This is a genomic window from Brevibacterium sp. CS2 (assembly GCF_005280295.1).
Lineage (GTDB): Bacteria > Actinomycetota > Actinomycetes > Actinomycetales > Brevibacteriaceae > Brevibacterium > Brevibacterium pityocampae.
Window position 1 is genome coordinate 3,062,649 of record NZ_CP040020.1, and the last position, 24,425, is coordinate 3,087,073.

Annotated in this window: 22 protein-coding genes and 2 pseudogenes; 3 read left to right on the top strand and 21 right to left on the bottom strand. The window is 67.6% G+C overall.

Features of this window, described 5'->3' with window-relative positions; translation table 11 throughout:
• Positions 1-17: 17 nt before the first annotated feature.
• The 8 genes and pseudogenes from ftsY to FDF13_RS13800 all read right to left on the bottom strand — a co-directional run bounded on the left by ftsY (position 18) and on the right by FDF13_RS13800 (position 9,012).
• Positions 18-1,217, bottom strand: coding sequence for a signal recognition particle-docking protein FtsY (ftsY, locus tag FDF13_RS13770; protein WP_137320145.1), 1,200 nt, complete (start codon positions 1,215-1,217; stop codon positions 18-20).
• A 71-nt stretch (positions 1,218-1,288) separates the two neighbouring features.
• A complete protein-coding gene (locus FDF13_RS13775; protein WP_137320146.1) occupies positions 1,289-1,681 on the bottom strand; it encodes a hypothetical protein in 393 nt (130 codons plus the stop codon).
• 131 nt (positions 1,682-1,812) lie between these two features.
• Positions 1,813-3,462: an AAA family ATPase gene (locus FDF13_RS15400; RefSeq protein ID WP_254668821.1), complete on the bottom strand. Its 1,650-nt coding sequence runs from the start codon at positions 3,460-3,462 to the stop codon at positions 1,813-1,815.
• Positions 3,425-5,353 carry a chromosome segregation SMC family protein gene (locus FDF13_RS15405; RefSeq protein WP_302630560.1) on the bottom strand — a complete coding sequence of 643 codons (1,929 nt, stop codon included), beginning with the start codon at positions 5,351-5,353 and terminating at the stop codon, positions 3,425-3,427. The genes FDF13_RS15400 and FDF13_RS15405 overlap by 38 nt, the downstream gene beginning before the upstream one ends.
• A gap of 125 nt (positions 5,354-5,478) precedes the next feature.
• Positions 5,479-6,720, bottom strand: coding sequence for a type II toxin-antitoxin system HipA family toxin (locus tag FDF13_RS13785; protein WP_137320147.1), 1,242 nt, complete (start codon positions 6,718-6,720; stop codon positions 5,479-5,481).
• Positions 6,717-7,004 (bottom strand): helix-turn-helix domain-containing protein, encoded by a 288-nt coding sequence (locus FDF13_RS13790; RefSeq protein ID WP_137320148.1) that lies wholly within the window; start codon positions 7,002-7,004, stop codon positions 6,717-6,719. The genes FDF13_RS13785 and FDF13_RS13790 overlap by 4 nt, the downstream gene beginning before the upstream one ends.
• A gap of 238 nt (positions 7,005-7,242) precedes the next feature.
• Positions 7,243-7,398: pseudogene (locus tag FDF13_RS13795) on the bottom strand (zinc finger domain-containing protein); the annotation flags it as partial.
• Positions 7,399-7,536: 138 nt separating this feature from the next.
• Positions 7,537-9,012 carry a HEPN domain-containing protein gene (locus FDF13_RS13800; RefSeq protein WP_137320150.1) on the bottom strand — a complete coding sequence of 492 codons (1,476 nt, stop codon included), beginning with the start codon at positions 9,010-9,012 and terminating at the stop codon, positions 7,537-7,539.
• Positions 9,013-9,209: 197 nt separating this feature from the next.
• On the opposite strand from FDF13_RS13800, the gene FDF13_RS13805 reads away from it, so the two are divergent.
• Positions 9,210-9,491 carry a hypothetical protein gene (locus FDF13_RS13805; protein ID WP_137320151.1) on the top strand — a complete coding sequence of 94 codons (282 nt, stop codon included), beginning with the start codon at positions 9,210-9,212 and terminating at the stop codon, positions 9,489-9,491.
• A 122-nt stretch (positions 9,492-9,613) separates the two neighbouring features.
• Positions 9,614-9,838: a helix-turn-helix domain-containing protein gene (locus tag FDF13_RS13810; protein ID WP_137320152.1), complete on the top strand. Its 225-nt coding sequence runs from the start codon at positions 9,614-9,616 to the stop codon at positions 9,836-9,838.
• A 243-nt stretch (positions 9,839-10,081) separates the two neighbouring features.
• Here the strand turns inward: FDF13_RS13810 and FDF13_RS13815 are convergent, their stop codons facing one another.
• The 9 genes and pseudogenes from FDF13_RS13815 to merA form a co-directional block, all read right to left on the bottom strand.
• The gene (locus FDF13_RS13815; protein ID WP_137320153.1) at positions 10,082-11,290 is read right to left on the bottom strand and encodes a GIY-YIG nuclease family protein; all 1,209 of its coding nucleotides are present in this window, start codon (positions 11,288-11,290) and stop codon (positions 10,082-10,084) included.
• Entirely contained in the window at positions 11,290-13,275 is a 1,986-nt protein-coding gene (locus FDF13_RS13820; protein ID WP_137320154.1) for a DEAD/DEAH box helicase, read from the bottom strand. Before FDF13_RS13820 ends, FDF13_RS13815 begins: the two co-directional genes overlap by 1 nt.
• Positions 13,272-15,989 carry a DNA methyltransferase gene (locus FDF13_RS13825; protein WP_137320523.1) on the bottom strand — a complete coding sequence of 906 codons (2,718 nt, stop codon included), beginning with the start codon at positions 15,987-15,989 and terminating at the stop codon, positions 13,272-13,274. The genes FDF13_RS13820 and FDF13_RS13825 overlap by 4 nt, the downstream gene beginning before the upstream one ends.
• 471 nt (positions 15,990-16,460) lie before the next feature.
• Positions 16,461-16,583: pseudogene (locus tag FDF13_RS15410) on the bottom strand (zinc finger domain-containing protein); the annotation flags it as partial.
• Between the two features lie 596 nt (positions 16,584-17,179).
• Positions 17,180-18,061 carry a cytochrome c biogenesis CcdA family protein gene (locus FDF13_RS13835; protein ID WP_254668822.1) on the bottom strand — a complete coding sequence of 294 codons (882 nt, stop codon included), beginning with the start codon at positions 18,059-18,061 and terminating at the stop codon, positions 17,180-17,182.
• 39 nt (positions 18,062-18,100) lie between these two features.
• Entirely contained in the window at positions 18,101-18,496 is a 396-nt protein-coding gene (locus FDF13_RS13840) for a TlpA disulfide reductase family protein (RefSeq protein ID WP_247423849.1), read from the bottom strand.
• A gap of 128 nt (positions 18,497-18,624) precedes the next feature.
• Positions 18,625-18,921 (bottom strand): hypothetical protein, encoded by a 297-nt coding sequence (locus tag FDF13_RS13845; RefSeq protein ID WP_137320158.1) that lies wholly within the window; start codon positions 18,919-18,921, stop codon positions 18,625-18,627.
• Positions 18,922-18,950: 29 nt separating this feature from the next.
• Positions 18,951-19,613: an organomercurial lyase MerB gene (merB, locus tag FDF13_RS13850; protein ID WP_137320159.1), complete on the bottom strand. Its 663-nt coding sequence runs from the start codon at positions 19,611-19,613 to the stop codon at positions 18,951-18,953.
• Between the two features lie 50 nt (positions 19,614-19,663).
• Positions 19,664-21,085: a mercury(II) reductase gene (merA, locus tag FDF13_RS13855; RefSeq protein WP_137320160.1), complete on the bottom strand. Its 1,422-nt coding sequence runs from the start codon at positions 21,083-21,085 to the stop codon at positions 19,664-19,666.
• 104 nt (positions 21,086-21,189) lie between these two features.
• Between merA and FDF13_RS13860 the strand changes: the two genes are divergently transcribed.
• A complete protein-coding gene (locus FDF13_RS13860; protein ID WP_070436137.1) occupies positions 21,190-21,579 on the top strand; it encodes a heavy metal-responsive transcriptional regulator in 390 nt (129 codons plus the stop codon).
• 327 nt (positions 21,580-21,906) lie between these two features.
• Here the strand turns inward: FDF13_RS13860 and mutM are convergent, their stop codons facing one another.
• From mutM to FDF13_RS13880, 4 genes are read right to left on the bottom strand one after another with little or no spacing between them, the layout of a single operon-like run.
• Entirely contained in the window at positions 21,907-22,884 is a 978-nt protein-coding gene (gene mutM / locus FDF13_RS13865; RefSeq protein ID WP_137320161.1) for a bifunctional DNA-formamidopyrimidine glycosylase/DNA-(apurinic or apyrimidinic site) lyase, read from the bottom strand.
• A gap of 33 nt (positions 22,885-22,917) precedes the next feature.
• On the bottom strand, positions 22,918-23,625 hold the full coding sequence (gene rnc / locus FDF13_RS13870) for a ribonuclease III (RefSeq protein ID WP_247423851.1): 708 nt from the start codon (positions 23,623-23,625) through the stop codon (positions 22,918-22,920).
• A gap of 31 nt (positions 23,626-23,656) precedes the next feature.
• Positions 23,657-23,860, bottom strand: coding sequence for a 50S ribosomal protein L32 (gene rpmF / locus FDF13_RS13875; RefSeq protein WP_101651830.1), 204 nt, complete (start codon positions 23,858-23,860; stop codon positions 23,657-23,659).
• Between the two features lie 2 nt (positions 23,861-23,862).
• Positions 23,863-24,390, bottom strand: a complete 528-nt coding sequence (locus tag FDF13_RS13880) for a DUF177 domain-containing protein (RefSeq protein WP_137320162.1) — start codon at positions 24,388-24,390, stop codon at positions 23,863-23,865.
• Between the last annotated feature and the right edge of the window lie 35 nt (positions 24,391-24,425).

The following is a 24,425-nucleotide window of genomic DNA, read 5'->3' on the forward strand; positions in this document are numbered from 1 at the left end:
TCGCGACCGGTTTCAGGTCACTGCTCGGCGAGCAGGGCGTCGACGAAGCCGGCGGCGTCGAAGGGCGCGAGGTCGTCGGCACCCTCGCCGAGCCCGATGAGCTTGACCGGCACGCCGAGCGCACGCTGCACGGCGACGACGATGCCGCCCTTCGCGGTGCCGTCGAGCTTGGTGAGCACGATGCCGGTGATGTTCACGGCCTCGGAGAACACCTTCGCCTGCTGCATGCCGTTCTGCCCGGTGGTCGCGTCGAGGACGAGGAGCACCTCGTCGAGGGAATCGTGCTCCGGCGACAGGGGACGGGCGGCAACGCGCTTGACCTTGCCGAGCTCGTCCATGAGCCCCTTCTTGTTCTGCAGGCGCCCGGCGGTGTCGATGAGGACGACGTCGGTGCCCTCCTGCATCCCGCGCTCGACCGCGGTGTAGGCCACGGAGGCCGGGTCGGCGCCCTCGAGACCGCGCACGGTCTCGACGCCCACGCGCTCACCCCAGGTGGCGAGCTGTTCGGCGGCGGCGGCGCGGAAGGTGTCGGCGGCACCGAGCAGCACCGAGCGGTCCTCGGCGACGAGCACGCGGGCGATCTTGCCGACGGTCGTCGTCTTGCCGGCGCCGTTGACGCCGACGACGAGGACGACGGCGGGGTCGCTGTCGGCGCGCTCGACCTGCAGGCTGCGGTCCATCGTCGGGTCGACGACGGCGATGAGCTCCTCGCGCAGGAGGTCGCGGACGGTCTGCGGGTCGCGCGTGCCGAGCACGCGCACCCGCTCGCGCAGCCGGTCGACGAGCTCGCTGGCCGGGTCGACGCCGAGGTCGGCCATGATGAGCGTGTCCTCGATCTCCTCCCAGGTCGACTCGTCGAGGGTGTCGCGGGAGAGCAGGGAGAGCAGGCCGCGGCCGAGGGAGGAGTTCGACTTCGCCAGCCGCGCGCGGAGCTTCGCCAGCCGGGTGCGCGGCTCGGTGGGGGTCTCGAGCTCCCGGGCGGGGACCTCGGGCACGGTCTCGACGACGACCTCGCCCTCGACCTCGGGGGCGGTGGCCAGCGGCGCCTCGAGCGTGTCGGTGCCCGGACCGCGGTGCGGGTCGGTGGTGAGGTCCGGAGCCGTCGGCGGCAGGTCGCGACGGCGGCGGGTCTTCGGCGGACCGTAGAGGGCGATGCCGGAGACGACGAACACGAGGACGAGGGCGCCGAGGAGGGCGATGAGACTGATGGGATCCACGATCAGCTCCTAAGTGGGTTGCTGTGGGGTGACGGGTCCGGGCCGGCGGGCTGCGGCAGCCGGCCGGCGGGTCAGCCGAAGAGGAGGACGATGGCGGTGCGGAAGCCGGTGCCGGTCTCCGGCACCTTCCAGTGCCGGGTCCGGGGTCGGAACGTCAGCCAGGGCGGCGAGGCGTGACGGCGGGGCTGCGGGCGCAGGGCGTAGGAGTGCTCCTGCATCGCGGTGACGGCCGCCTGCTCGCGGGTCGCGAGGTGGGAGGTGTCGCCGTCGTGGCCGAAGAAGCCGTGGACGTCGTCGTCGAAGCCGGTCCATTCCGAGGGCAGGCGGAAGCGCTGACGGCCCGAGGGCTTGATCCGACCCTCGGCGCGCAGGCCGGGCAGGGCGACGAGGAGGACGATGACGAGCCCGATGCCGAACGAGACACCGAGCCCGATGAGGATGACGATCCCGGCGCCTACATCCATCGGGTGCCCCGCGTGGCGGTAGGTGAGGACATCGGCCGGTCGCTCCTTCGCTGGGTCGGGTCGTGGGCGGTCTCCCACGAGGACTCCGACCAGTGTATCCGCCCGTGCCGGTGCCGCCGGACGGGCGCGCGTCAGCTCGCCTGGTGAATTCGCTGGGAGATCACACGGGAGATGCCGTCGCCGGACATCGTCACGCCGTAGAGGGCGTCGGCGATCTCCATCGTCCGCTTCTGGTGGGTGATGACGATGAGCTGCGAGGACTCGCGCAGCTCGCGGAACACGGTGAGGAGGCGGGACAGGTTGACGTCGTCGAGGGCGGCCTCGACCTCGTCCATGACGTAGAACGGGCTGGGCCGGGCCTTGAAGATCGCGACGAGCATCGCGACCGCGACGAGCGAGCGCTCCCCGCCCGACAGCAGGGAGAGCCGCTTGACCTTCTTGCCGGCCGGGCGGGCGTGGACCTCGACGCCGGTGGCGAGCATGTCCTCGGGATCGGTGAGGGTGAGCGAGCCCTCGCCCCCGGGGAACAGGCGGGTGAAGATGTCGGCGAACTCCCGCTGGGTGTCCGCGAAGGCGGCGGCGAACACCTCTTTGACGTGGTCGTCGACCTCGCGCACGAGTCCCATGAGGTCGCGGCGGCTCGTCTCGATGTCGTTGATCTGCTTCTCGAGGAAGTCGTGGCGCTCGGTGAGCGCGGCGTACTCCTCGAGCGCGAGCGGATTGACCGCGCCGATCGACTTGAGCGTCCGCTCCGCCGCGGCGTGGGCCTTCTCCACCGCGGCGCGGACGAACGGCTCCGGCGCGTCCTCCTCCGCCGGTCCGGGCACCGGCAGGTGGGGGCCGAACTGCTCGACGAGGTGGTCGGCGGACAGGCCGATCTCCGCCTGGGCGCGGCGGGTGAGCTCGTCGAGGTGGATGACGTGACGCTCCCGGGTGAGCTGGGCCTCGTGCTCGGCCCGGGTGAGCGCGGCGAGGTCGTCGGCCCGCTCCGTGCGGCGGGTGCGCGCCTCGGCGAGCGCGGATTCGAGCCCGCCGCGGTGGGCGCGGGAGGCGGCGAGCTCCTCCTCGGCCCCGGATTCGAGCGCGCTGAGGTGGGTGGCGAGGGCCGCGGCGACGCGGGCGAGCTCGCCGGCGCTGTCGGCCTGGGCGCGGCGGCGGGCAGCGGCGCGCGCGGCCTGCTCCCGGGCGGCTTCCTCGGTCTCGGCCTGGCGGCGCAGCGCGGCGACCCGGTCGGTGAGGAAGCCGGCCCGGTCCTCGATCGAGCGCAGCGCGATCCGCGCCTCCATGACCTCCTCGCCGAGCCGGCGGGCGGTCGCGGCGAGGGCGTCGCGCTCCTCGGTGTCGGGTTCGGCGTCGACGGTCTCGGAGTTCTCCGCGAGCGCTGCGTCGGCGGCCTCGAGCGCGGTGCGGGCGGCTTCGGCCTCCGCACCGAGGCGCTCGCGGGAGGCCGCGAGCTCGCTCAGCCGGGTGTCGAGCGCGTCGAGGGCGGCGGCGGCACGAGACAGCTCCTCGCCGGCGGTGACGATGCGGGCATCGGATTCGTGGAGGGCGCCGAGCGCGGCCTCGACGGCGACCCGGGCCCGCTCCTGCTCCGGGGCGAGGGCGGCGAGCGCGGCGGCGAGCTCCTCCCGGCGGGACCGCAGCCCGGCCATGAGCTCCTCGGTCTCCGCGAGCGCGGCGCGGGTGGCGATCCGGGCGGCCTCCGCGGAACCGGCCCGGCGGATGCCGCAGGCGCTGACGACCTCACCGGCCGGGGTGACGGACACGGTCTGCGGGTCCACGCCCAGGGCGGCGACCGCGGCGGTGAGGTCCGGGGCGGTCGTGACACCGGCGAGTGCGGTGTCGAGGAGGGCGGCGAGGCCGGGGTCCGGGGTGGTGACGAGTCCGCGCAGCGGGCGTGACCCCGCGGCCGAGGCGGCGGCCGGGGAGGCCGCGGGCGCGGAGGCATCGGGCGCGGAGCGGGCCGGGGCAGGGGTCGGCGATGACGACGTCGACGAGGGTGTCGGGGCCGACGTGTTCGAGCACGGCGAGGGCGGCCTGCGGGTCGTCGGCGAGGATCGCCTCGGCCGCGTGGTCGAGGACGGCGGTGACCGCGGTCTCGTACCCGGCCTCGATGGTGAGGAGCTCGCCGACGGCCGCGCGCACGCCGGGGATGCCGGCGGCGAGGATGTCCGCGGTCGCGGCGGCGAGCCGGGTGCCGATCCGCAGCGCCTCGGCGCGGGCCTCGGCCTGGCCGAGCTCGGTGTCGACCTCACGGAGCTCGGCGCGCACGGCCGCGGTGCGCTCCTCGAGCGCCGTCTGTTCGGCGAGCGCGGATTCATGGGCGGCGTCGAGCTCGCTCTCCCCGGATTCGGAGGCCTCCGCCGCGGCCTGCGCTGCGGTGAGCCGGGTGCGGGCGGCGGTGAGCCGCTCGGTGAGGTCGGTCTCCGCGGTGTCGAGGGCGGTCAGCCCGGTCTGCGCGTCGGTGAGCGTCTTGTGGGCGACCTCGCGGGAGCTCTGCAGGTCGGCCCGGGAGCGCAGCTGGGCGGAGATCCGGGCGCGCTGCGCGGTGAGGGCGGTTTCGGCCTCGGTGAGCCGGGCCTGGGTCTCCTCGCGGCGCTCGGTGAGGGTGGTCAGCGTTCCGGTGCGGTCCTCGACCTCGCCGCGCACCTCGTCGAGTTCGGCGGCGTAGCGCTCGGCGCGTTCGCGCAGCGCGGCCGGGGTCTCACCGGTGCGCTCCGGCGGGGCCTGCTGGAGGTAGTGGACGCGGTCGCCGGCCCGTTCGGCGAGGGCGGCGGCGCGGGCGGCCAGGGTGCCGGCGGTGCGGAGCCGACGACGGATCTCCTCGGTGCCGGATTCGTGCCCGGTGATCTCCGATTCGAGCTCCGCGATCCGGGCATCCAGCCCGGCGAGCTCGGCCTCGAGGGCGGCGGTGCGCTCCGGGGCGCTCTCGGGGCCGGCCGCGGAGGCGAGCCGCGCCTGGGCCTGGACGATGTCGTCGGCGAGCAGGCGGGCGGCGGTGTCGCGCAGGGTCGCCTGGACGACGGCGGCGCGCTTGGCGGCCTTCGCCTGCCGTCCGAGCGGTCCAAGCTGGCGGGCGAGCTCGGCGCGGAGGTCGGAGAGACGGTCGAGGTTGGTCTGCAGGCCGGTGAGCTTGCGCAGGGCTTTGTCCTTGCGGCGGCGGTGCTTGAGGACGCCGGCGGCCTCCTCGATGAAGCCGCGCCGCTCGAGCGGGTCGGCGTGGAGGATCTGGTCGAGGCGCCCCTGCCCGACGATGACGTGCATCTCCTTGCCGAGCCCGGAGTCGTTGAGGAGCTCCTGGATGTCGAGCAGGCGGGCCGGGGCGCCGTTGACGGCGTACTCGCTGCCGCCGGTGCGGAACAGCGTGCGGGAGATCGTCACCTCGGTGTACTCGATCGGGATCGCCCCGTCGGTGTTGTCGATCGTCAGGCTGACCTCGGCGCGGCCGAGCGCCTGGCGCTGCGAGGTCCCGGCGAAGATCACGTCGTCCATCTTGCCGCCGCGCAGGTTCTTCGCCCCCTGCTCCCCCATCACCCAGGCGAGCGCGTCGACGACGTTCGACTTGCCCGAGCCGTTCGGGCCGACGACGCAGGTGATCCCGGGCTCGAGGTCGATGCGCGTGGCGGACGCGAAGGACTTGAAGCCGCGCAGGGACAGGGACTTGAGGTACATGGTGGCCTCAGCCTATCCGGGCCCGGCGCGGGGGCCGCGGGTGTGCGGGGCAGATGTGGCTCGACCGGCCGCCGACGGTCGGACGCTCCCACCGGTCAGCAGGCACAGCGGCGGCTCTCCTGACATCATGTCGTGCCTGCGGCGGCAGCGACAGCACCCAAGCGGGTCTCGATCGATTCAGCCATCACGGTGATCTCGCGTTCCCGGATCCCGTTCGAACGCGCAGCCTCTCTCCAGACCGCCAGTGCCGCGGAGACGGCACGGATCCGCTCACGCGCCTGATCGACCGTCAGGCTGCACTCCTGCGCCAGTGCGAGCAGGGCCTCGGCTTCATCGGGAAGCGCCTCGGCACCCATGATCGAGGTGGCGCGCGTTCGCCATGGGTCAGGGCTCGGGTTGACGTCGAACGCGGGGCTGAGCGTCCAGAATCCTCGGTCGGCGAGGAACCCGTGATTGCGCAGGTGATCGTCGGTGTTTCCCAGGGCGACGCCGGCGACTGCGCGATCGAAGAGCTCGTGATGGTCTGTCGAGAGGGAACGCGAGAGATCCCTCATGGCTCCCGCGATCTCGCCATAGTCGCGGTGGTCGCCGTCGGATGCACCGAGCGCCGACATCGCACTGATGTAGCCGACGCGGTGCCCACGGGACGTGCGGTCGAACCGTCTCAGGAGGAGCACGCTGCGCTCTCCTACTCGGGTGAGCCGTCGATCGGGTGTCCTGATCCCCGCGGCTTCCAGCAGGTCCAAGGCCGTCGCCTCCCAGGCCATGACGTCCCACTGGTCGCTGCCGTGCGGGAACTTAGCGATCGCCAGCGCGCCGTCCTCGAGGCGCACCGAGGCCTTGGGGCGGGCCCCGCCCAGCCCGGTCGTCCCCGTGTCGAGCAGCTGCTTCACTGCGGCAGCGGGGTCCTCGTCCGAGGTGAGCTCGTCGGAGGCGCGCAGCAGCTCCGGGAGCGAGACCAGCTGCGGCACGTGAGACGGCTCGCCGAGGAACTCCGTGCCGCCTGCGAGCCGATACCGCAGGGCTCCCTGGCGCGTGTCGTCGCTGACACCCAGGAGGAAGTCGAGGTCATCGAGTCGGCGCGGCGCTCGGTGTGCCTCACGGGCCCGGACGCGCTCCGCCTTCTCGATGAGGTTCCGCCCCCAGCGGTCGGGAGCACTGTCCGCGAAGGCTCGCACCAGCCCGGACTGGTGCTGCGCGCCCGCCGTCACCGGCAGGGCCGGGTCGATGCTGCTGCCGCCCCCCGCCAGATAGCCCGGGTCGTAGAGGAACGTGGTGGAGATCCGGCCGCGCCGTCTGCTGAAGTGCGCCTGGCCCACCAGGACGGGCTCCCCCGCCCGATCGACGAAGATCTCGACGGTGGTCATCGCGCTCGCTTCTGCGCGAGCCTGCCGGCGCGAAGCCTGCCGATGTCGCTCTCGAGCGGGTCGACCGCATCGACGGCCTTCTCGAGCACCCCGAGGGCGCGCAGCACCTGCGCGACGTTGCCGAAGCCCACGCCTGCGTCCCCGGACTCGACCCTGCGCAGGGTATCGCGGGTGATGCCGGCGCGCTCCGCCACTTGCTGAGCGGTGAGCCCCAGCACCATGCGCCAACCGCGCACGTGCTCACCGAACTCCGCGAGCTCACGATCGATCCGATATCCGGGCATGGGCCACCTCCCATCTATGACGACAATAGCACGCACACCATGAAGCTATGACGAGAATCATCGTCATTTCAGTCGCGGGCCGTGATGTCCGCGCCGCCGCCGGCAGCGGTGGACGACACTGCACGAGTCACTGAGGAGGGGCGCACCCTGCGCGCGCCACCTGCTGGACACCGCGTGGACGACCCTGCTGGTGGCCGACTCACCGGACGCGTCAGTGCGCCACACCCGAGCGGCGGGTTCAGCGTGTCCGGCGACGCGGGGGCCGCTGGCATGCGGGGCAGACGTGGGAGGAGCACCCGCCGACGGTGAGCCGGGCGATCGGGGTGCCGCAGCGCGGGCAGGGCTGACCGGTGCGGCCGTAGACCTGGAGGCTGCGGGCGAAGTACCCCCATTCGACTCGTTTATGACGCTCACCAATGGCCAGTCGAGTCGTCATTCCAGTGGTGATTCGATGGGGACTCGACTCCCTAACGTGGGCTGGCCACACCGTCAGTGAAGCGATCGAGGGCACTGGTCCACGCCTTCGACAAGCTTACGCTTCGGGCGTCACGAGCTCTGCCCTCGCCCAACGCGCAATCATCCGGAGTTGCGGATGCTCCCTCACGATCGCTCGCTGACGATCCGCGGGCAGCCCGATCTCGTGCAGGACATTCAGGATCACCACGCCCGCCGTGACCTCGACGACGGCGACGAGCTCCTCGAACTCGTGCCTGGGGGTACGTCCCTCGTGAGCCAGGTCGTTGCGGGCCTTTACCGTCCTGCTGGCCCATCGTTCAACATCAGGAACGAGCACCGACACCGCCTCCTGGTCAGGCCGATTGACAAGAGCCTCCAGCCGGTCGCGGAGAGTCATGTCGTTGCGGATCGCGGACTTGAGCCACTCCCGCTGATCCTCCGGAGCGACCTCAAGCATCGCCTCGCGCATCTTCTTGTACTCAGCATTCGGCATCGGGCGCTCTTCGATTCCCAGCGCCCGATGGAGGGCTTCGGCAGCGCCGACCGCCATGAGAAGACGACTCTGGACGTACTGCGCTGGCGCGTACCGCAGCGCCAAGATCAGGTCCGTCGAGGCCCGGAGGCGATCACGCACCGCACACCATCGCGGGACGATCTCCTGGAAGGGGATGTCACTGCAGGTGAAGAACACTCTGTGGTGCTCGATGGCCTTTGCATCCCGCTCCCCCACTGCGGCGGGCGAGTAGAGCACCTCGACATAACGCTCCATCGGATGCCGTTCGGCCCCCGGCCCGTCTCCCGTCAGTTTCAGCCGCAGCCAGATCACCCCGGCAGCACGATGGGTCGCGAGCGAGATCAGGTCCTGCAGAGACTTCGCGGACGCGAGCGCTTCCTCGAAGGAGCACGCGTCCGGCGGAGCGACCTGCAGGAAGACCGTGTCACGGATCCGCGCTGTCGTCCTCCCGCGAAGCTCGTCGACGTACGGAGGATTGCGAAGATGCTCAAGTGAGTACTCGGTGCCGTCGACCAGGACCGACGTCGACTCCAGCGGCTTCGCGCAGATCGAGCCACTGCCATCGAACGGCGTCCCGCCTGGGCCGCCGATCGACGACGAGAAGACCCCGTCTGCCGCCCAGCGGCCGAGATCCTCGACGGAGATCTGAAGTCCTTCGAATAGTGCAGCTTCCGCGTTCGCCGCGTGGACGCCGATCAGCGCGGATTGAGCCGAAACCACCTGCTTGTCGGGGCTCTTCACCCGCGCGCCGAAGCTTCGGTGCGTGCTCGTCGGGATGCACCCAAGGAGGGTGATCTCCCTCTTCTCAGCGACGCCCTGTATCACGTCCCACGACCGTGTGCCTTCATGCACATGCGTAACGCCGGGTCGGGGAGACGTCATGACCCGGTCCTCGAAGGTGCCGATCAACGTCAGCTCCGCACCGCCGTCGCGGACGTATCGCAGAACGCCCGGGACACGGTAATCCGGCGCATCGGGCAACCACCACAGCCCAGACCACTCGTGGGAATCGACCAGATGCAGCGGCTCGGTCGGCATATGCGTCCCCCTACAAGACTGATGCCCCGGGAGTCCGGGCCAGGAGGTCCGAATAGTCACCGGGGCGTACGCCTTTGATTCTAGCAGTGCCGGCTGCTCAGCCCGCCTGGCGAGACTTCACGAAGATCCCCCTGTAGGCACCCCTCGGCCTCCCCGCCGACCTGACGTCTCGTCCGCTTCGCCTCCTTCTCTGCAAGATGATCGAGAAGCACCTTACGCAGAGCGATCTTCTGGTCGCGTGTCAGCGGCTGCGCGGTGGCTCGGATCCTTCGAACATGCTCCTCCCGAGCCGCGTGACCGAATACCTCGTCGAGCTCCGAGACCCGGACCCAAGCCCTAACCGTGTGCCGGCCATCGCGAGCCGTCGACCCTTCTATGCGCGCCGTCAGAACCCCAGCCTTGATCCGCCGGCGAATGGCCTGCGGGCTGCACGACTCGCGCTCTGCCGCCGCGGCGATGTCGATCCACTCGTCTTCTGACCCCATGCCCTACTCGCTCCTTCGCATTGCCCGGAGCCTGACTCGAACGCGATCATCCCCGGACCATCGGATGTGACTCATAGTCCGTGGACTCATTGTCATCGTAGCGAAACCGTTGAGATATGAGGGAGTCCGCGCACCGCATCGCATTCGGCGAGCATCTCCGCGAACTCCGTCAGGAGCGAGGCTGGGCGTCTCAAGAGGCCTTCGCCCACCACGTCAGTCTCGACCGCACCTACATAAGCGGCTTGGAGCGTGGCCGCCGCAACCCAACGCTCGACATCATCGTCAAGCTCGCCCACGGGCTCGATGTCTCCCCCGCGGAGCTCCTCGCGACGGTCAACTAGCTAGCACTCCCCCGAAGTGGCGCGATCTCGCGTATACGTGTGAGCCGCCCCTTCCTGGGTCACGAAGTGAGGCGCTGGAATGGCTATCAGCCGAGAACCTTGACGGTCTCGGCGCTCCACTCCTCCTCCAGCGCGAGATCAGAGACGTCCTCGCGGATGCGACACGGCGCGCCGCTACTTCCTGGAAGACCGAATACTGACTGGGCTAGTCAGTACATTCCCTCGGGTGGTTGTCACGAGCCGTCATGAGCGCGGAACCAGCTGCTGGCTCACGGGGTCGTAGAAGTAGTCCACGATCTCTCCGGAGACGATCATGGCGACTGCCCGATTGATCGCGTCACGAGGCACGACGAACCACTCCGAGGGGTCGTAGTCCCGACCCTTACGGTCGATCTGGGTCAGGTCGAGACGCACGGCCGCGAAGACACGATGCAGCAGGTGCTCGAGTGCTGACGGCTTCACGTTGAAGAGGCGGTAGTCCGCGACGACGCGCACGGGTGCCATCAGGTACGTCGGCGACGACTCGGCGTTCTTGATGCGCTGCTCGACGGTCGTCGTTGAGAAGCCGATCTTGTGCAGGTCAGGAAGGCCTGAAATCGCGGGGTCGTCGCTCAGCGACTGAAGCACGTAGATGTGCCCGCTCTCGACATCCGCGTCGAGCACCTCGCTCGCGTCAACGCCAGTCCGCGCAAGCACCTGTCCGTGCTGCTCGTAAAGCCGCGTCATCAGACTCTGCTTGTACATCCTCGACTCGGTGCCGTTCTCGAAGACGACGCGCAGGCGCTGCTTCTGCTTCGGCTTTCCGCCAACGACGAGATCGACGTCCTCACCGACCTCAGCGACGAAGCACAGCACGCCACCGAGGACAAAGAACGCACCTTCGCGGATCATGTGGAGCCCGGTGAACGTGGCGAGCTGGAGCGTGCCCTCGGCGAGCTCAGCGTGCTTGGCCTTGAACAGGTGCTCGAACTGTTCGAAGTCGTCGGCCTTAACACGCTTCGCGACCGAATCAGGGGACTCGGGCTTGCGCATGACCGGCAGATCGGAGACGTCCAAGATGCCGCCGTCATCTCCGAGTAGGTCGTCGATGGCGTCGCTCTCGAGCAGATCATCCAACGATCCCGGAGGCTCTGGTGCGTCGAGCAGACCGAACTCGTCAAGGTGCTTCAATGCCTCGATCTTCTCTTCGTTCGCAAGGATTCCTTCGAGACGTGCGCCGAGCTTACGTTCGGCGATTTCACGGGTCGTCGAGCTCGGCACCCGCTCGTGCTCTCGCCGGAACTCGACGATTTCCAGGAAGGCTCGCTCCAGCCGGTCAGACGAGGTGACTTTCTTCGGCTTCTGCGGCGCATCAAGCAACCCATCCACATCGGAATCAAGCAGTCGAAGAAACGCATCCTCCACAACAGACTTGCCCGAGGACAGCGGCGATGAGTCGTCTTTAGCAGCCATCAGTTCTCCCCTGCCTCGGCGGCCTTCATCTGTGCGATGCGTTGCTGTTTGAGGCGCTGCAAGAACAGCAGTGCATAGGCGTAGCGCTTCTCGGTCGGGTCTTCAGCACGCGGATCGGGACGACGGCCACCGTTCACCTTGACCCAGTTCTGAATCTTTGGCCAGAGCGCAACGGCTTCCTCCTCGCTGAACTCGATGCGTGTCGCAGCGATCGAGTCCTGGATGATCCGGAGCACCGACGGCGTGACCGACTTGGACATGACCTCGAATGCGCGCTGGAACGGGTTCACCGAGTCGATGAGGTTGATGTGGAGCTCGTCGATGTTGACGAACTTCTCGGCCATCTTGATGAACCTCTTGTCGCCGACCTCGCGCACCTCGCCGTTCTTGATCACCGAGTCCACGACGACCTGCTGGCGAACCTCCTCGACCTGGGCCTCGGAGAGGTCCGGGTACTTCTCGCGGATGATCTTCGGAATCAGCACCTGGTTCGTTGTCTCGGCGTCCACGGAGCCAGCAGCAGCTCTGGCGAACGTGTCGTCCTGCAGGATCGTCGCCTTCAGATCGTTCAGGTCGGTCTCGACAATCTGCTTCACGCGATCGGTCGACGGCTCCTTGAACCCCTTGATCTTGAGCTCGCCGGGAGTCTTCGAGTCGTCCGCCTCGAACTTCTTCGTCTTGAACGTGAAGTTCTGCGCGAGGACCTGCTCCATGAGCAGGGAGGCGGTAATCGCCTTGAGCATGTTGTTCACGGAAACCTTCACCTCGCCCTGGGTCGCGTCGGGCTCGGCGATGAGGTTCGTGAACTGGGCGTGGGACTTCCCGGGGCTGTCGCGGGTCACGCGTCCGATGATCTGGATGACCTCGGTGAGCGAGGCCCGGTAGCCGACGGTCAGTGCGTGCTCGGCGAAGGGCCAGTCGAAGCCTTCCTTGGCCATGCCCAGAGCGATGATGATGTCGACGGCGTCGCGGTCCTTCGAAGCCGTGTGGGACAGGAAATGTAGGGTGTCTCCACGCTTCTTCTGATCCGTGTCGTCGACGAGGTCCGCCACGCGCATGATGGTCCCGGTGTCCTGGCGGCGCACGCTGATGATGCCGGTGTCCGGGTCCGTCGATTCGACGTGGCCGATGACGTCGATGATGCGCCCGACCTCCTCGAGCTTGTCCTTCGTCGACTCGCCGGAGTTCACGCTCGGGATGTGCACGATGGTCTTCTTGTCGAGGTCGAGGACCTCACCGATCGCATCGGTGTACCGCCCTTGGTAGAAGTGGTGCCCGATTCCCAGTGAGCGCAGGTGCTCGTAGCCGTTGAGCTGGTCGTAGTAGTTGAAGGTGACCGGCGTGAACTTCGCCTCGTCCTCGGCAGTGAGCACAGGGACCGAGTCGCCACGGAAGTACGAGCCCGTCATGGCGACGATGTGCACATCGGATCCACTCATCACGTCGCGCAGGAGTGCCCCGAGGCGGCTGGACTCCGTGTCGGCGGAGACGTGGTGGAATTCGTCGATCGCGAGGACGGTGCCGTCGAAGGCGTCGGGGGCGAGTTTCTCGAACGCGAAGCGCAGCGTGGCGTGGGTGCACACAAGTGTCGCGTCAGGCCCTTCGAGGAACTTGATGAACGCATCGACCTTGCCCGCCGAGGAGCCAGCGTCGCAGAGGTTGTGCTCCGGTTTGATCTCCCAGTCCGCGAAGAAGCCGAACTTCGTGAGGTTCGTCGAGGCGAACGATGCTCCGATCGAGCGCTCCGGTACGGCGACGATGACCTTCTCGCGACCCTGGTTGTAGAGCTTGTCCAGGCCCACGAACATGAGCGCACGCGACTTACCGGACGCCGGCGGTGCCTTGACCAGCAGATGCTGGGCGTCGCGCTTGGCGAACACTCGCTGCTGCATCTCGCGCATGCCCAGTGCGTCCGTGTTTACCGACGCCTTCGTCTGGGCATAGGTGACGTCGACGATGTTGACGGGCTTCTTATGCGCGTTCACTTGGCTGCCTTTCGAGACTTCTTTGCCGGAGCCTTCGCAGCTTCCTCGGCGGTCATCCGCTCGTACATCGCGAACAGGTCAGAGAGACGCTGCTCGTCGGTTTGGTACGGCTTCTTGGAGTAGATCGAGTCGACCAGCGCGTCCACAGTCGCGTGAGCCTCACGCAGGTCATCGGGCATCTTGTCCGGGTCATAGAGCTCAGCGAGGGTCTTCTCGCAGTGGTACTCCCGCACATCTAGCACACGGAGCGCAGCTTCAGTGAGCTTCTCCTTCATGGCGTCAGACAAGGGCGGTACTGGGAAGTTGTTGTAGACAATCGTGTTCGAGTACCGGTAGTCGGTCTTCATCTGCCCGGCAATTGCTCGTGTCCAGGTCATATGCATCGCGGAAGTCAGTAAGGCAAAAACCCACGGCTCAGCGTCGTAGATTACATAGGCGAGACTGGAAACCACAGAGTCATCCCCCATATAACCAAGGGGAATGTACTCGCGTCTCGAGGAGGAAACAATCGGCAAGATCACAGCTTCGGTCTTCTTATAGGCGACATGCCAAAACCTGTGCGGCACGTTTGCCAATGCGCTTGTGTTCGATGACGTGCTCGCAGCCCTGAACTTTCGAACATGCTCCATACGGCGCGCGATTTCCGGAACATTTGACGCTTCGGACTGATCTTTGTCCTCAATCCAAAGACAATAGCGCTCACGATCATTGATGAACTCGGATGAGCCTACGTATCGCTTCAAGAAGCGCCGTGTTTGTGGTGCTTTATTGATTAGCTCTTGATACTCGTGCGGCTCAAATATAAGTGCACCGTCATCCTTCGGTACGGAACCAAGCACCATTGTGGGTAGTTCGTGTGATCGAGGCTTCATCTGACGTCGGGTCCACACGTTAGGTGCGTCCGCAAGGTATCCATTGATATTCTGTGCTTGAATCTGCAGGCCATCTGTGAAAATGAACTTCGGTCCGGGCCGTTCTGCGCGAAGATTAATGACCGCGACCGTGACTCCTGCATTGCGCTTGGCATTGTTCTCCCACTTGAAGGAAGTGTAGGCATATCCAATCTCAATACCCTTTGCGAAGATCATCGGAAACATGAGTCCAACATGCTCTCCTTGTGCCACCGAGTTCGTCGTGACAAATGCCAATTCCGCGCGCGTATCCTCGATGTAATCGGCTCCCTTGATAAACCATAGAGCGATGTAATCCAGATCCTTGGAATATGGGCGATTTCCGAAGACGAAAGGGTAGTCTGCCTTCATCTCCTTACCCTGAGACTTGCCCCCCTTGTATGGAGGGTTTCCGATTAGGTAAATCTCGGAACCGTCGTTCGGGCAGATCTTGTTCCAGTCGACTCGAGCAGCGTTGCCCTGCTTGATCTGTCCCGCTTCCTTCAGCGGAATGAGCGGGATCGAGACTCCGAATTTGTCCTTGAACTCTGCGTTCATCTGGTGCTTCGCGATCCACAGCGACAGGATCGCGACCTCAACGGCGAAATCGTCGATCTCAATGCCGTAGAAGTTCTCGATGTTGATCTTCGACTCGGCGAACAGGACGCGGTGCTTGTCATCCAGCTCGGCAAGGCGTTCGAGGATGGCGTGCTCGAGCTTGCGCAGCTCCTTGTACGCGATGACGAGGAAGTTCCCGGATCCACAGGCCGGGTCGAAGACCTTGATCGCGCTGATGCGTTCGAGGAGTGCCTCGAGCTTTTTGACCGAATCGCGCGCTGCGTTGAACTGGTCCTTCAGCGCGTCGAGGAAGAGTGGCTCGATTGTCTTGAGGATGTTGGGGACGGACGTGTAGTGCTGACCGAGGTCACTGCGGGTGCCGGGCGTGACGATGGCCTGGAACATCGAGCCGAAGATGTCGGGGTTGATCTCGCGCCAGATGAGCTTGCCGGCGTTGATGAGCTCTTGCCGGGCCTTCTTCGTGAACCTCGGGACGACGTGGCCCGGCGACATCGTGAAGAGCCGGCCGTTGACGTAGGGAAACGCCGCGAGGTGGCTGGGTTTGTCCGTCGCCTGGGCCGTGTCGAGCGCTGTGAACAGGTCGGTGAGGAACTCTGCCGTGTCCGATCCGTCGTCGAGAGTGTGGGACCCGACCGCGTTCGTGAACTGATTCTCGGCGAAGATGCCGGTGTCCTCGGCGAAGTAGCAGAACAACAGGCGCGTGAAGAACAGGTTCAGGGCGTGGCGTCCATGCGGCTGTTCGAGGAGGTCGGGGTTCGCGTTCAGGAGCTCGTCGAAGAGCTTACCCATGCGCTCAGCGGCCTTCACATCGGCGTGCGCCTCGGCGACGTACTGCGCCTTCTCCATCCCGGCCCACGGGAGGAAAAACGTGAAGTGCTGGTCGATCTCGCGGATGGGGAACCCGATGGTCTCATCGGTCTTGGTGTCGTACGCGACCAGCTCAACGTAGTCCGTGACGATGACGAATCGCGTGCTGAACCGCACCACGTCCGGAGACTTCTTCAGGCTTTCGAGGATCTCGAGGGCGTCGCCGTCGGTCTCCTTGAAGTAGACGACCTTCTTCTGCGCGATCTCACTCACCGGATCGGCAGCGACGTTGAGGTCGCCGTTGCGCAGGCGCGTGATGCTGCTCTGCGGCTTCCCATAGGCGAGCAGGAGGTTGAAGATGAACTCACGGTCGTACGACTCCCGACCCGCCAGCGGGGAAACGCGTCCCTCGATCACCTTGAGGTTGAGCCTCGCCATGTTGTTCACCTGTCCTGCCCGTAGAGTTGCTGCCGTCGCGAACGACCACGGTCTCGTCGCGCCTGCGAATCCGCAGTGGCTCAGCCTGTCCGCACGCTCGGCAATCTTATCGCCCGGGTCCGACGCAGTACCGCTTCAACTCGCTCGTATGGCCCGCCATGTGCGCGCGCCGTGTCACTACTGAGGTGTTTCGAGGTCGGCGCGATTCGCTCCACGCTCTCGAGGGCCAATCAGACCCTCTGGGCCCGGCACGCGCCCTTCTTCCGAGGTCGACCGCTCCCACGCGAGCCGCCGCCCGGAACTCTTGATCGGGTCACGTGCCGCCAGCAGAACTCGATTCGACTCGCTGTATGTGCGTGGCTGAACGTAAGAAGAGAGTTTCTTCCCACTGTGCATTCATGTGTGACGAGTCGAGACTATGCCCCGTTGCCGAGGAGCCAGCTAGCCGCCATGCTCAGAGGGAGCATCCGATCAGCGTTTCCGCTGGCAGGACGGGCAAAAGTGGCTCGAGCGGTTCGTGAATTTCTTCCGCACGATGGGGGTCGCGCAGCGCTTGCACGGCAGCCCAGAACGCCCATAGACGTTCAATGTATATTGTCCAGAACCCAACTTCCCACGATAGATACATTGAAAAACTGGGAGCCTCTGAAGGTGGCGTTTCCGCTGGTCAGAGGATACTTCACGGTGAGACGACGCGTGAAGGACGCGCACTGCCTACACACCAGAGTACGGCCTCAGGACTTCAACATGTCAACGGCCCGGCCGAAGGAAGAATCGGGCATCCGTGACCGTGGGCACAGGATGCCTCCGCCAACGAAGATGGGCACTGCGTCGGCTACGACGCAGTCCCGGCCTCCCCTTCTCTTCTTCTCTTGGCGTCCTGTTCGAGCAGGTGGTCCGTGAAGACCTTGGCGATGAACGTCGTCTGCTCCCGCGTCAGCGGCGGCGCGGCCTGGCGGATCTTCCGGACGTGCTCGGCGTGCGCGGTCAGGCCGAACGCCCGGGTCCAGGTCGGAGACCCGGATCAGCGTCTTGATGACCATGCGTCCGTCGCGTCCGTCCACCTTCTCGGTCCGGGCGGGGAGCCTGCCCTGCCAGACGCGCCGCCAGCTGCTCTTGCTGCAGCCGTGGCGCTCTGCCGAGGCGGCGACGTCGAGCCATTCGTCCACGGCCATCGGCCAGGGTTGTGGTCACTCGGTTTCTGCGCTCTGCCGGTCGTCGGCAGAGCGCGCTGGCTCCGGGGCGCAGCAGTCTGCCTCAGTCTTCCGGAGGCTGGCGCGGCGGCGACGGCTGAGGGTCCCGATCAGCAGCACGACGATCACGGCGGCGACGGACACTCCGGTGACGACACCGACGTGTCCTTGGACCCAGCCCGACACCGCAGTGGCGACTCCGGCGACGGCGTTGGTGCGACTGGAGGCGGCAGCGTCGCCGGTGGCGGCCGGGTACCAGTACCAGGCCAGATAGGCACCGGTGAGTACGAGGACGAAGGCAGTAATCCTGGGCCCATAGCGCGCCAGCGATGCGATGCGTCGCGACAGCGCCGAACCTGCTGCGGCGGCGGCAACGGCGACGATCAGCAAGACGGTGGCAGAGCCCGCGGCGTACACGCCGAACACGAGGAGCAGCCCTGCGAAGCTGGCTGTGGCCTGGGCCTGCGCGATGACGGCCAGGAGTACGCCGAAGGTGCACGACAGCGACGCCGCGGCGTAGCCGACCCCGAAGACGACCATGCGTGCGGTGCTCGGCGGACGCGCCGTGACCCGGCTGGGGATGCCGGGCAGCCGGAGCGAGAACGAGCGACCGGCCAGCATCGCCGCGCCGAACAGGACGAGCACGACGCCGACGGCGAGCCCCAGTGCTGGAGCGGCCTGGATCAGGCTCCGCGCTCCGGCGCTCACAGCGATACCCGCCAGCGCCAGCGTGCCTGCGAACCCGATCGTCACGGCGAGGCCTGCCCGCAGCGATCGCAGGAGGCGCACCGGGGCCGGGGAGGATGCGGCGTCGCCCAGCGCGTGGGTGATCCACGCCGGGAGCAGGGCAAAGCCGCAGGGATTGACCGGGGCGATCATCCCGGCGGCGAAAGCGAGCGCGAGAAGTCCACCCATGGCTCAGGCCCCGGCCTTCTCGAGCTCGGCGACGATCGTGTCGGCGGCGGGGTCGGTGGCGCGGAATGTCACCTTGCCGTCGGCGTCGACGATGATCAGGGTGGACAGCGCGGCGACGTCGAAGCGCTGCGACAGGACCGCGCCCTCGTCGATGGCGGCGGGGACGTGTTCGGCCTCGACGTACTCCATGAAGCCCTCAATGGTCTCCTTGGGCTCGCGCGGATCCATGTCGACGGCGAGGAACTGTGCATCAGTGCCGTTGTCCTCGGCGCTGGCGGCGGCTTCACCGAGGGACCGGACGCCGCCGACGCATTCGCCGCAGCCGACGGAGAAGAAGAACACGGCGGTGGGCTTCCCAGCGGCTGGCAGGCTGATTTGCTGGCCGTCGATACTGGTCACGGGTGCGGGCGAGCCGGCGTCTGCGGAGGACCTGTCCTCGTCGGCGCTACCACAGGCACTCAAGGCCAGAGAACCCACGATCAGGAGGCCTGCGAGCGAAAGGGTTGTGCGGCGGGTGAGGGATATCGTCATCGGTTCTGGTCGTCCTTCGGGTCGGCGGGGTGGGTGGGGTCGGTCGGCAGGCAGCAGTCGGGTCCGGTGCGGCCGTGGCGGGCTCGGCGGCGGGCGACGACCAGCAGGACGAGCGCGACGAGCGCGATGCCCGCACCGATCACCCAGGGGCTGCCGAGGAGGCCTCCGACGCCGGCGAGCACTCCCCCGGCTATGAGCAATGGCAGTGCGCAGCAGACGGCCATGAGCAGCACTGCACCTGCCCCGAAGAGCAGGCCTCCGCCACCTGGCCGGTCATAGTGTTCTGATGTCATCTGTATCTCGAATCTCTCGAAGCCTTGGGTCAGCAGCAGCGGCGGCAGTCGTCGGCCGCCGAGACATCACCCTGGGACCGGTCGAGCAGGCGCGCGGCGAGTTCGGCTCCGATCCGATGCGCCTCGGCCACCGGCACCGCCTCGGCCCCGGGATGCTCGGCGAGCCACTCGGCAGCGTCGCCAACAGAGGTGAAGTAGTGCACCTGGTTGCAGAACGACGATCGGATCGAGGTGATCTGGTCCGGATTCATCAGCGAGACCACGGCAGTGGCGGGCTCGATGCTTATGGCTCCGGCGACCGGATCGACGGCGACGCGGATCATCTCGCCGCTGGCCGGGGAGACCGACTCCACGCGCGCTGGGCGGCCGAGAAGCGCCGGGAAGACCAGGGTGTCCAGCGCGCACCAGGTGTAGAGCCCTTCTCCTGACGCGGTGAACCGGTGCGGGGTGGGCCGCAGGGTGAGGCCCTGGCCGACGATCCGACCCAGGTCGTCGTACTCGGTGTCGGGCACCGCTGCCAGCCCGCTCCTGACCTGCTCGGGTGTGCGGCCCGCGGCCGTGGCGAGCTGCTCGACCGTGACGGGATCGCCGTCGGCGAGAAGCCGAAGCAGCGGGATCAGCAGGCCGGGATCGAGGCCGGTCTCCTCGGTCCGGCTGAGCCGCTCGGGCAGTCGTGTGCTGAGATCGGTCATTGCGGATTCCTCCAGTTCTGGGTTCGGGTATTCGCTGTCTTCAGGACGGGTCATGCGCAGCAGGACAGCTTGGCGACGTCGGCGGTGAAGGCCTTGGCGACGATCCGGATGCCCTCGGCCATGGTCAGGTAGGGTGCCCAGGCGTCGGCGACCTCGGCGATGGTCTTGCCGAGCACGTGGACCCCGGCGGCGGCCAGCTCCCCCGCGTCCTTGGCGACCGCGGTCAGCCCCAGGATCTCCCCGGTGTCCGCGTCGGCGACCATCTTGATGAAGCCGCGGGTGTCGCGATTGACCAGCGCGCGGGGCACGTAGTGCAGGGGCAGGACGCGGCAGTCGCAGCGGATCCCCGCCTCGAGGACCTGCTTCTCGGTCATCCCGACCGCGCCGATGGCAGGAGAGGTGAACGTCACCCGGGGCAGCCTCGCGTAGTCCACCGGCTTTTGGGCATCTGTGAACGCGTTCTCAGCCACGAGGGTGCCGTGGTGGGCGGCGACATAGACGAACTCGGGGTGCCCGGTGACGTCCCCCGCGGCCCAGACCCGGGGGTTGGACGACTGCAGCTGGTCAGAGACGACGATCTGCCCGGCGTCGCCAGTCTTCACCTCCACCGCCTCGAGGTTGAGTCCCTCGGTGACCGGCCGTCGGCCGAGCGCGACCAGAACCTGGTCGGCGCGGAAGTCCTGCGATCCGCCGGACACGTCGGCGGTGACGACGACCTGTCCGTCCGCGTCGCGGGCGACGCGGGTCGGGACCACTCGGCGGACCACTCGGATGCCCTCGTCGGAGAAGACCTCGGCCAGGGCATTGGACACCTCCAGCTCCTCCTTCGACGCCAGCCGGGAACGGACCAGCAGGGTCACCTTCGCCCCGAGACGCGCATACAGCTGGGCCTGCTCCAGCGCCACGTAGCCGCCGCCGAGCACCAGCAGCGACTTCGGCACCGCCGTCAGCTCCATCGCCGTGGTCGAGGTCAGGTACCCGGCCTCTTCCAGGCCCTCGATCGGCGGGGCCCATGGCCGGGATCCGGTCGCGACCAGGTACTGGTCAGCCTCGATGGTCCCGACGGCCCCGTCGGGTCCGACGACCTCCAGGACCGGCGCGTCGGGGGTGCCGGCGAACGAGGCGTCGCCCTTGCGGACGTGCCATCCGTACGCCTCGGCGACATCGACGTACTTCTCGCCTCGCAGGCCCTCGACCAGGTCCTGCTTGCTCCCGATCAGCGCCGGCATGTCCACCGGATCCGCCGACGTTTCGATCCCCGGGAAACGGTCGGCGGCGTCGGCCGCGGAGTGCCGCGCGTCGGCGGCGGCGATGAGCGCCTTCGACGGCACGCAGCCGGTGTTCACGCAGGTTCCGCCGAGCGTCCCGCGCTCGATCATCACCACCGACTTGCCGAGCGTGTTCGCACGGATCGCGGCGGCGAACGCTCCGCCGCCCGATCCGATGATGGCGAGGTCGTACTTCGTAGGCATCCCTGCTCCTGTCAGTCCTTGGTCTTCTGTTCCGTCATCAACTATGCTGGACCTTCCAGTACAGGGGAAGGTCAAGTACGGCCGCGACACGATCGGAGGACGGCGTGAAGATCGGGGAGCTCGCACAGGCGGCCGGCACCACGGCCAAGACCCTGAGGTTCTACGAGGAGCAGGGGCTGCTACCGCCGCCCGGCAGGACGTCGTCGGGGTACCGTGACTACCCGCCGGACGCGATCGCACGTGTCGACTTCGTCCACCGCGGCCAGGCCGCCGGCCTCACCCTCGCCCAGATCCGCCAGATCATGGACATCCGCGACGCCGGACGTGCCCCGTGCGACCACGTGCGCGACCTGCTCGACGCGCGCCTGCACGACATCGAGCAGCAGATCTCCCAGCTGTCCGCACTGCGCGACACCATCACGGACCTCCGGGACGATGCAGCGCACCCCGAGCCGGAGACCTGCAGCGCCGATCAGGTGTGTCGCTACCTGTAGGTCCTCGTCAGACGTCGAAAGTTGTGAAAGGAAGACCGTCAGTCAGCCTCGACGGCTTCGTCGATTGAACGGGTCTCATGGACCGCCGCTGCAAGTCAGTGCCCACCCCGAACTGGGCAAATCGCCCTGTCCTCACCACTGCCGGTTCGTGCCGTGGAACTGCAGTGTCCGCATCGACGCCCACGCGCGGTGCGAGAGAATACCGTGACCGGAGCGCTTCTGGAGCGACGGTGATCGTCCTACATTGACGTATCGGGAAACGAGGCGACGCCATGGCGATGTAGCCCGATCCCCTGTTTGTGATCGCGTCGCAGGCGACCGATCGAACTAGCGTTTCCGCTGGCAGACAGGGCAGAAGAAACTCGATCGGTTCATGAACTTCTCCCGCACGATCGACGTCCCGCAGCGCATGCAAGGCTGGCCAGCAAGACCGTAGGCATTCAGGCTGCGGGCAAAATAGCCGGATTCGCCGTTGACGTGGACGTAGAGCGCGTCGAAGCTCGTACCGCCCTGCTCGAGCGAGGCCCGCATGACCGCATCCGCCGCGGCGAGCACGGCACGGATGCGCGAGATCCGGGTGGAGTCCGCCGGGGCGAGCGGGTGGACGCCGGCGGCGAACAGCGCCTCGTCGGCGTAGATGTTGCCGATCCCGCTCACCGTCGTCTGGTCGAGGAGCGCGATCTTGAGCGCAGTGCGCTTCCGCTGGATCCGGCGGGCGACGGCCTCGAGGTCGAAGCCGGGCTCGAGCGGGTCGGGCGCGATGTGCGCGGCCGAACCGGGCACGAGTCCCGCGCTGCCGTCCGGCTGCGCACCGGGCCGGTGCGGGTCGGGAACGAGGGGCTCGACGCCGAGGTGCCCGAAGATCCGCTGGTCGAGGAACCGGAGCTCGGTGGGAGGAGCTGCGGGGTCGGCTTCGGCCGGGCCCGGACCGGCGAGGTCGAGGACCGCCCGGGTGTGGCGGTGGAGCGGGTCGGCCGGCGTGTGGACGCGGAACTGACCGCTCATCCCGAGGTGCACGGAGAGCGCGAGCGGCGGGCCGCTCGGGTCGACGGCCCGGCCCGGGCGCCACGGACCCCGCTCGGGCGCCAACGGCAGCCAGAGGAACTTGCCCCGGCGCTCCACCGCGGCGATCTCCCGCCCGGTGAGGAGCTCCGTGAACTCCTCGACCGCACCGGCGGCGATGGTCCGGTTCGAGGTGGTGCCGAGGATCCGCGGATCGAGGACCCGCACCCCGGTGACCCGACGGCCGGCGGCCCAGGTCCGCAGGCCGCTCGCGACGCTCTCGACCTCGGGCAGCTCAGGCACGGGGCGACCGGGCGGCAGGGGCTGGCGAGCGCATCAGCGGCGGTAGTCGGGGTGCTGCACCGCGATGGTGCGCACGGCGGCCTCGGCGGCGCGCGCCTCGGCGTTCTTCTTCGAGGTGCCCTCGCCGCTGCCCCATTCGGTGTCGCCGAGCAGCACGGTGGCGGTGAAGACGCGCGCGTGGTCGGGCCCGCGGGAGTCGAGCGCGTAGCTCACCGGCCCGAGCGCGAGGTCCGCGGCGGCCTCCTGGAGCGTCGTCTTGTAGTCCATGCCGGCGCCGAGCTGCACTGCGTCGCAGAGCATGTCGTCGACGAGCCGGTGGACGAGCGCGAAGGCGTCCTCGGGCCCGCAGCCGATGTACGTCGCCCCGATGAGCGATTCGACGGTGTCGGCGAGGATCGAGTCCTTGTCGCGGCCGCCGGTGAGCTCCTCCCCCTTGCCGAGGAAGATGAACTCCCCGATCCCCAGCCCGCGGCCGATCGCGGCGAGGGCGCGGGTGTTGACCACGGCCGAGCGCATCTTCGCCAGGCGGCCCTCCGGCAGGTCGGGGTTGTCGCGGAAGAGCGATTCGGTGGCGACGAGCTGGAGCACCGCGTCGCCGAGGAACTCGAGCCGCTCGTTCGTCGGGATGCCCCCGTTCTCGAACGCGAAGCTCCGATGCGTGAGGGCAAGACGAAGCGTCCCGGGGTCGATATCGACTCCGAGACGCTCGTTGAGATGGTGCAGGTCCGGGTGGGACTCCACGGATCGCGTACTGATCAGCCGGTGGGCGTGATCAGATGTCGGCGACCTTGCGTCCCTTGTACTCAAGGAACAGCGGGGTGCCGGCGGAGTCCTCGACGACCTTGGCCTGGTGGGGGCGCGAGTACACAACGCGACCGTTCTCCACAGTCTTGACCAGGGTCGGAACCTGGGCCTTCCACTGCGAACGACGGTGGCGGGTGTTGCTGCGCGACATCTTGCGCTTCGGAACAGCCACGTCTAGCTCTCTTTCTTCTCGTCCAACAAGTTCTTCAGTGCCGACCAGCGGGGGTCCGTCTCCGGCACGCTCTCGGGCAGATCCTCGCCCAGCGTGTACCGGAAGGCCTCGCCGTCCTCGTCCTCGTCCTTGACGGGGCGGAACGGCAGGGCCATCACGACGGCGTCCCGGATGGCCGGTTCGAGGTCGATCCGGTCACGATCGACCGTGTACGACTCCTCGTCCCCGGGCTCGCGCTCGTAGACGAAGAGCTCTGTGATCGCCACATCGAGCGGCAACTCCAGATCCTCGAGCGTCCGGGCATCCTGCCCCTGAGCCGCAGCGCGGACGCTGCCGGAGACGTAGATCCCCTCGACGACGCTCTCGAGCTGCAGTGCGAGCTCGATCGGCGAACCCTCGGGCACACCGATCATCTCGATCCGCAGGTCCTCGGGAGCCGGTACCGTGGTGTCCAGCCTCGACCACTCCCCGGGCCTGTCGATGAGACCCAGCTTGCGGAGGTCGAGCACGAGTTCGGATCGGTTCCTCATGTCTCACCTCCATCGTCGATGCCGCACACGCCGGG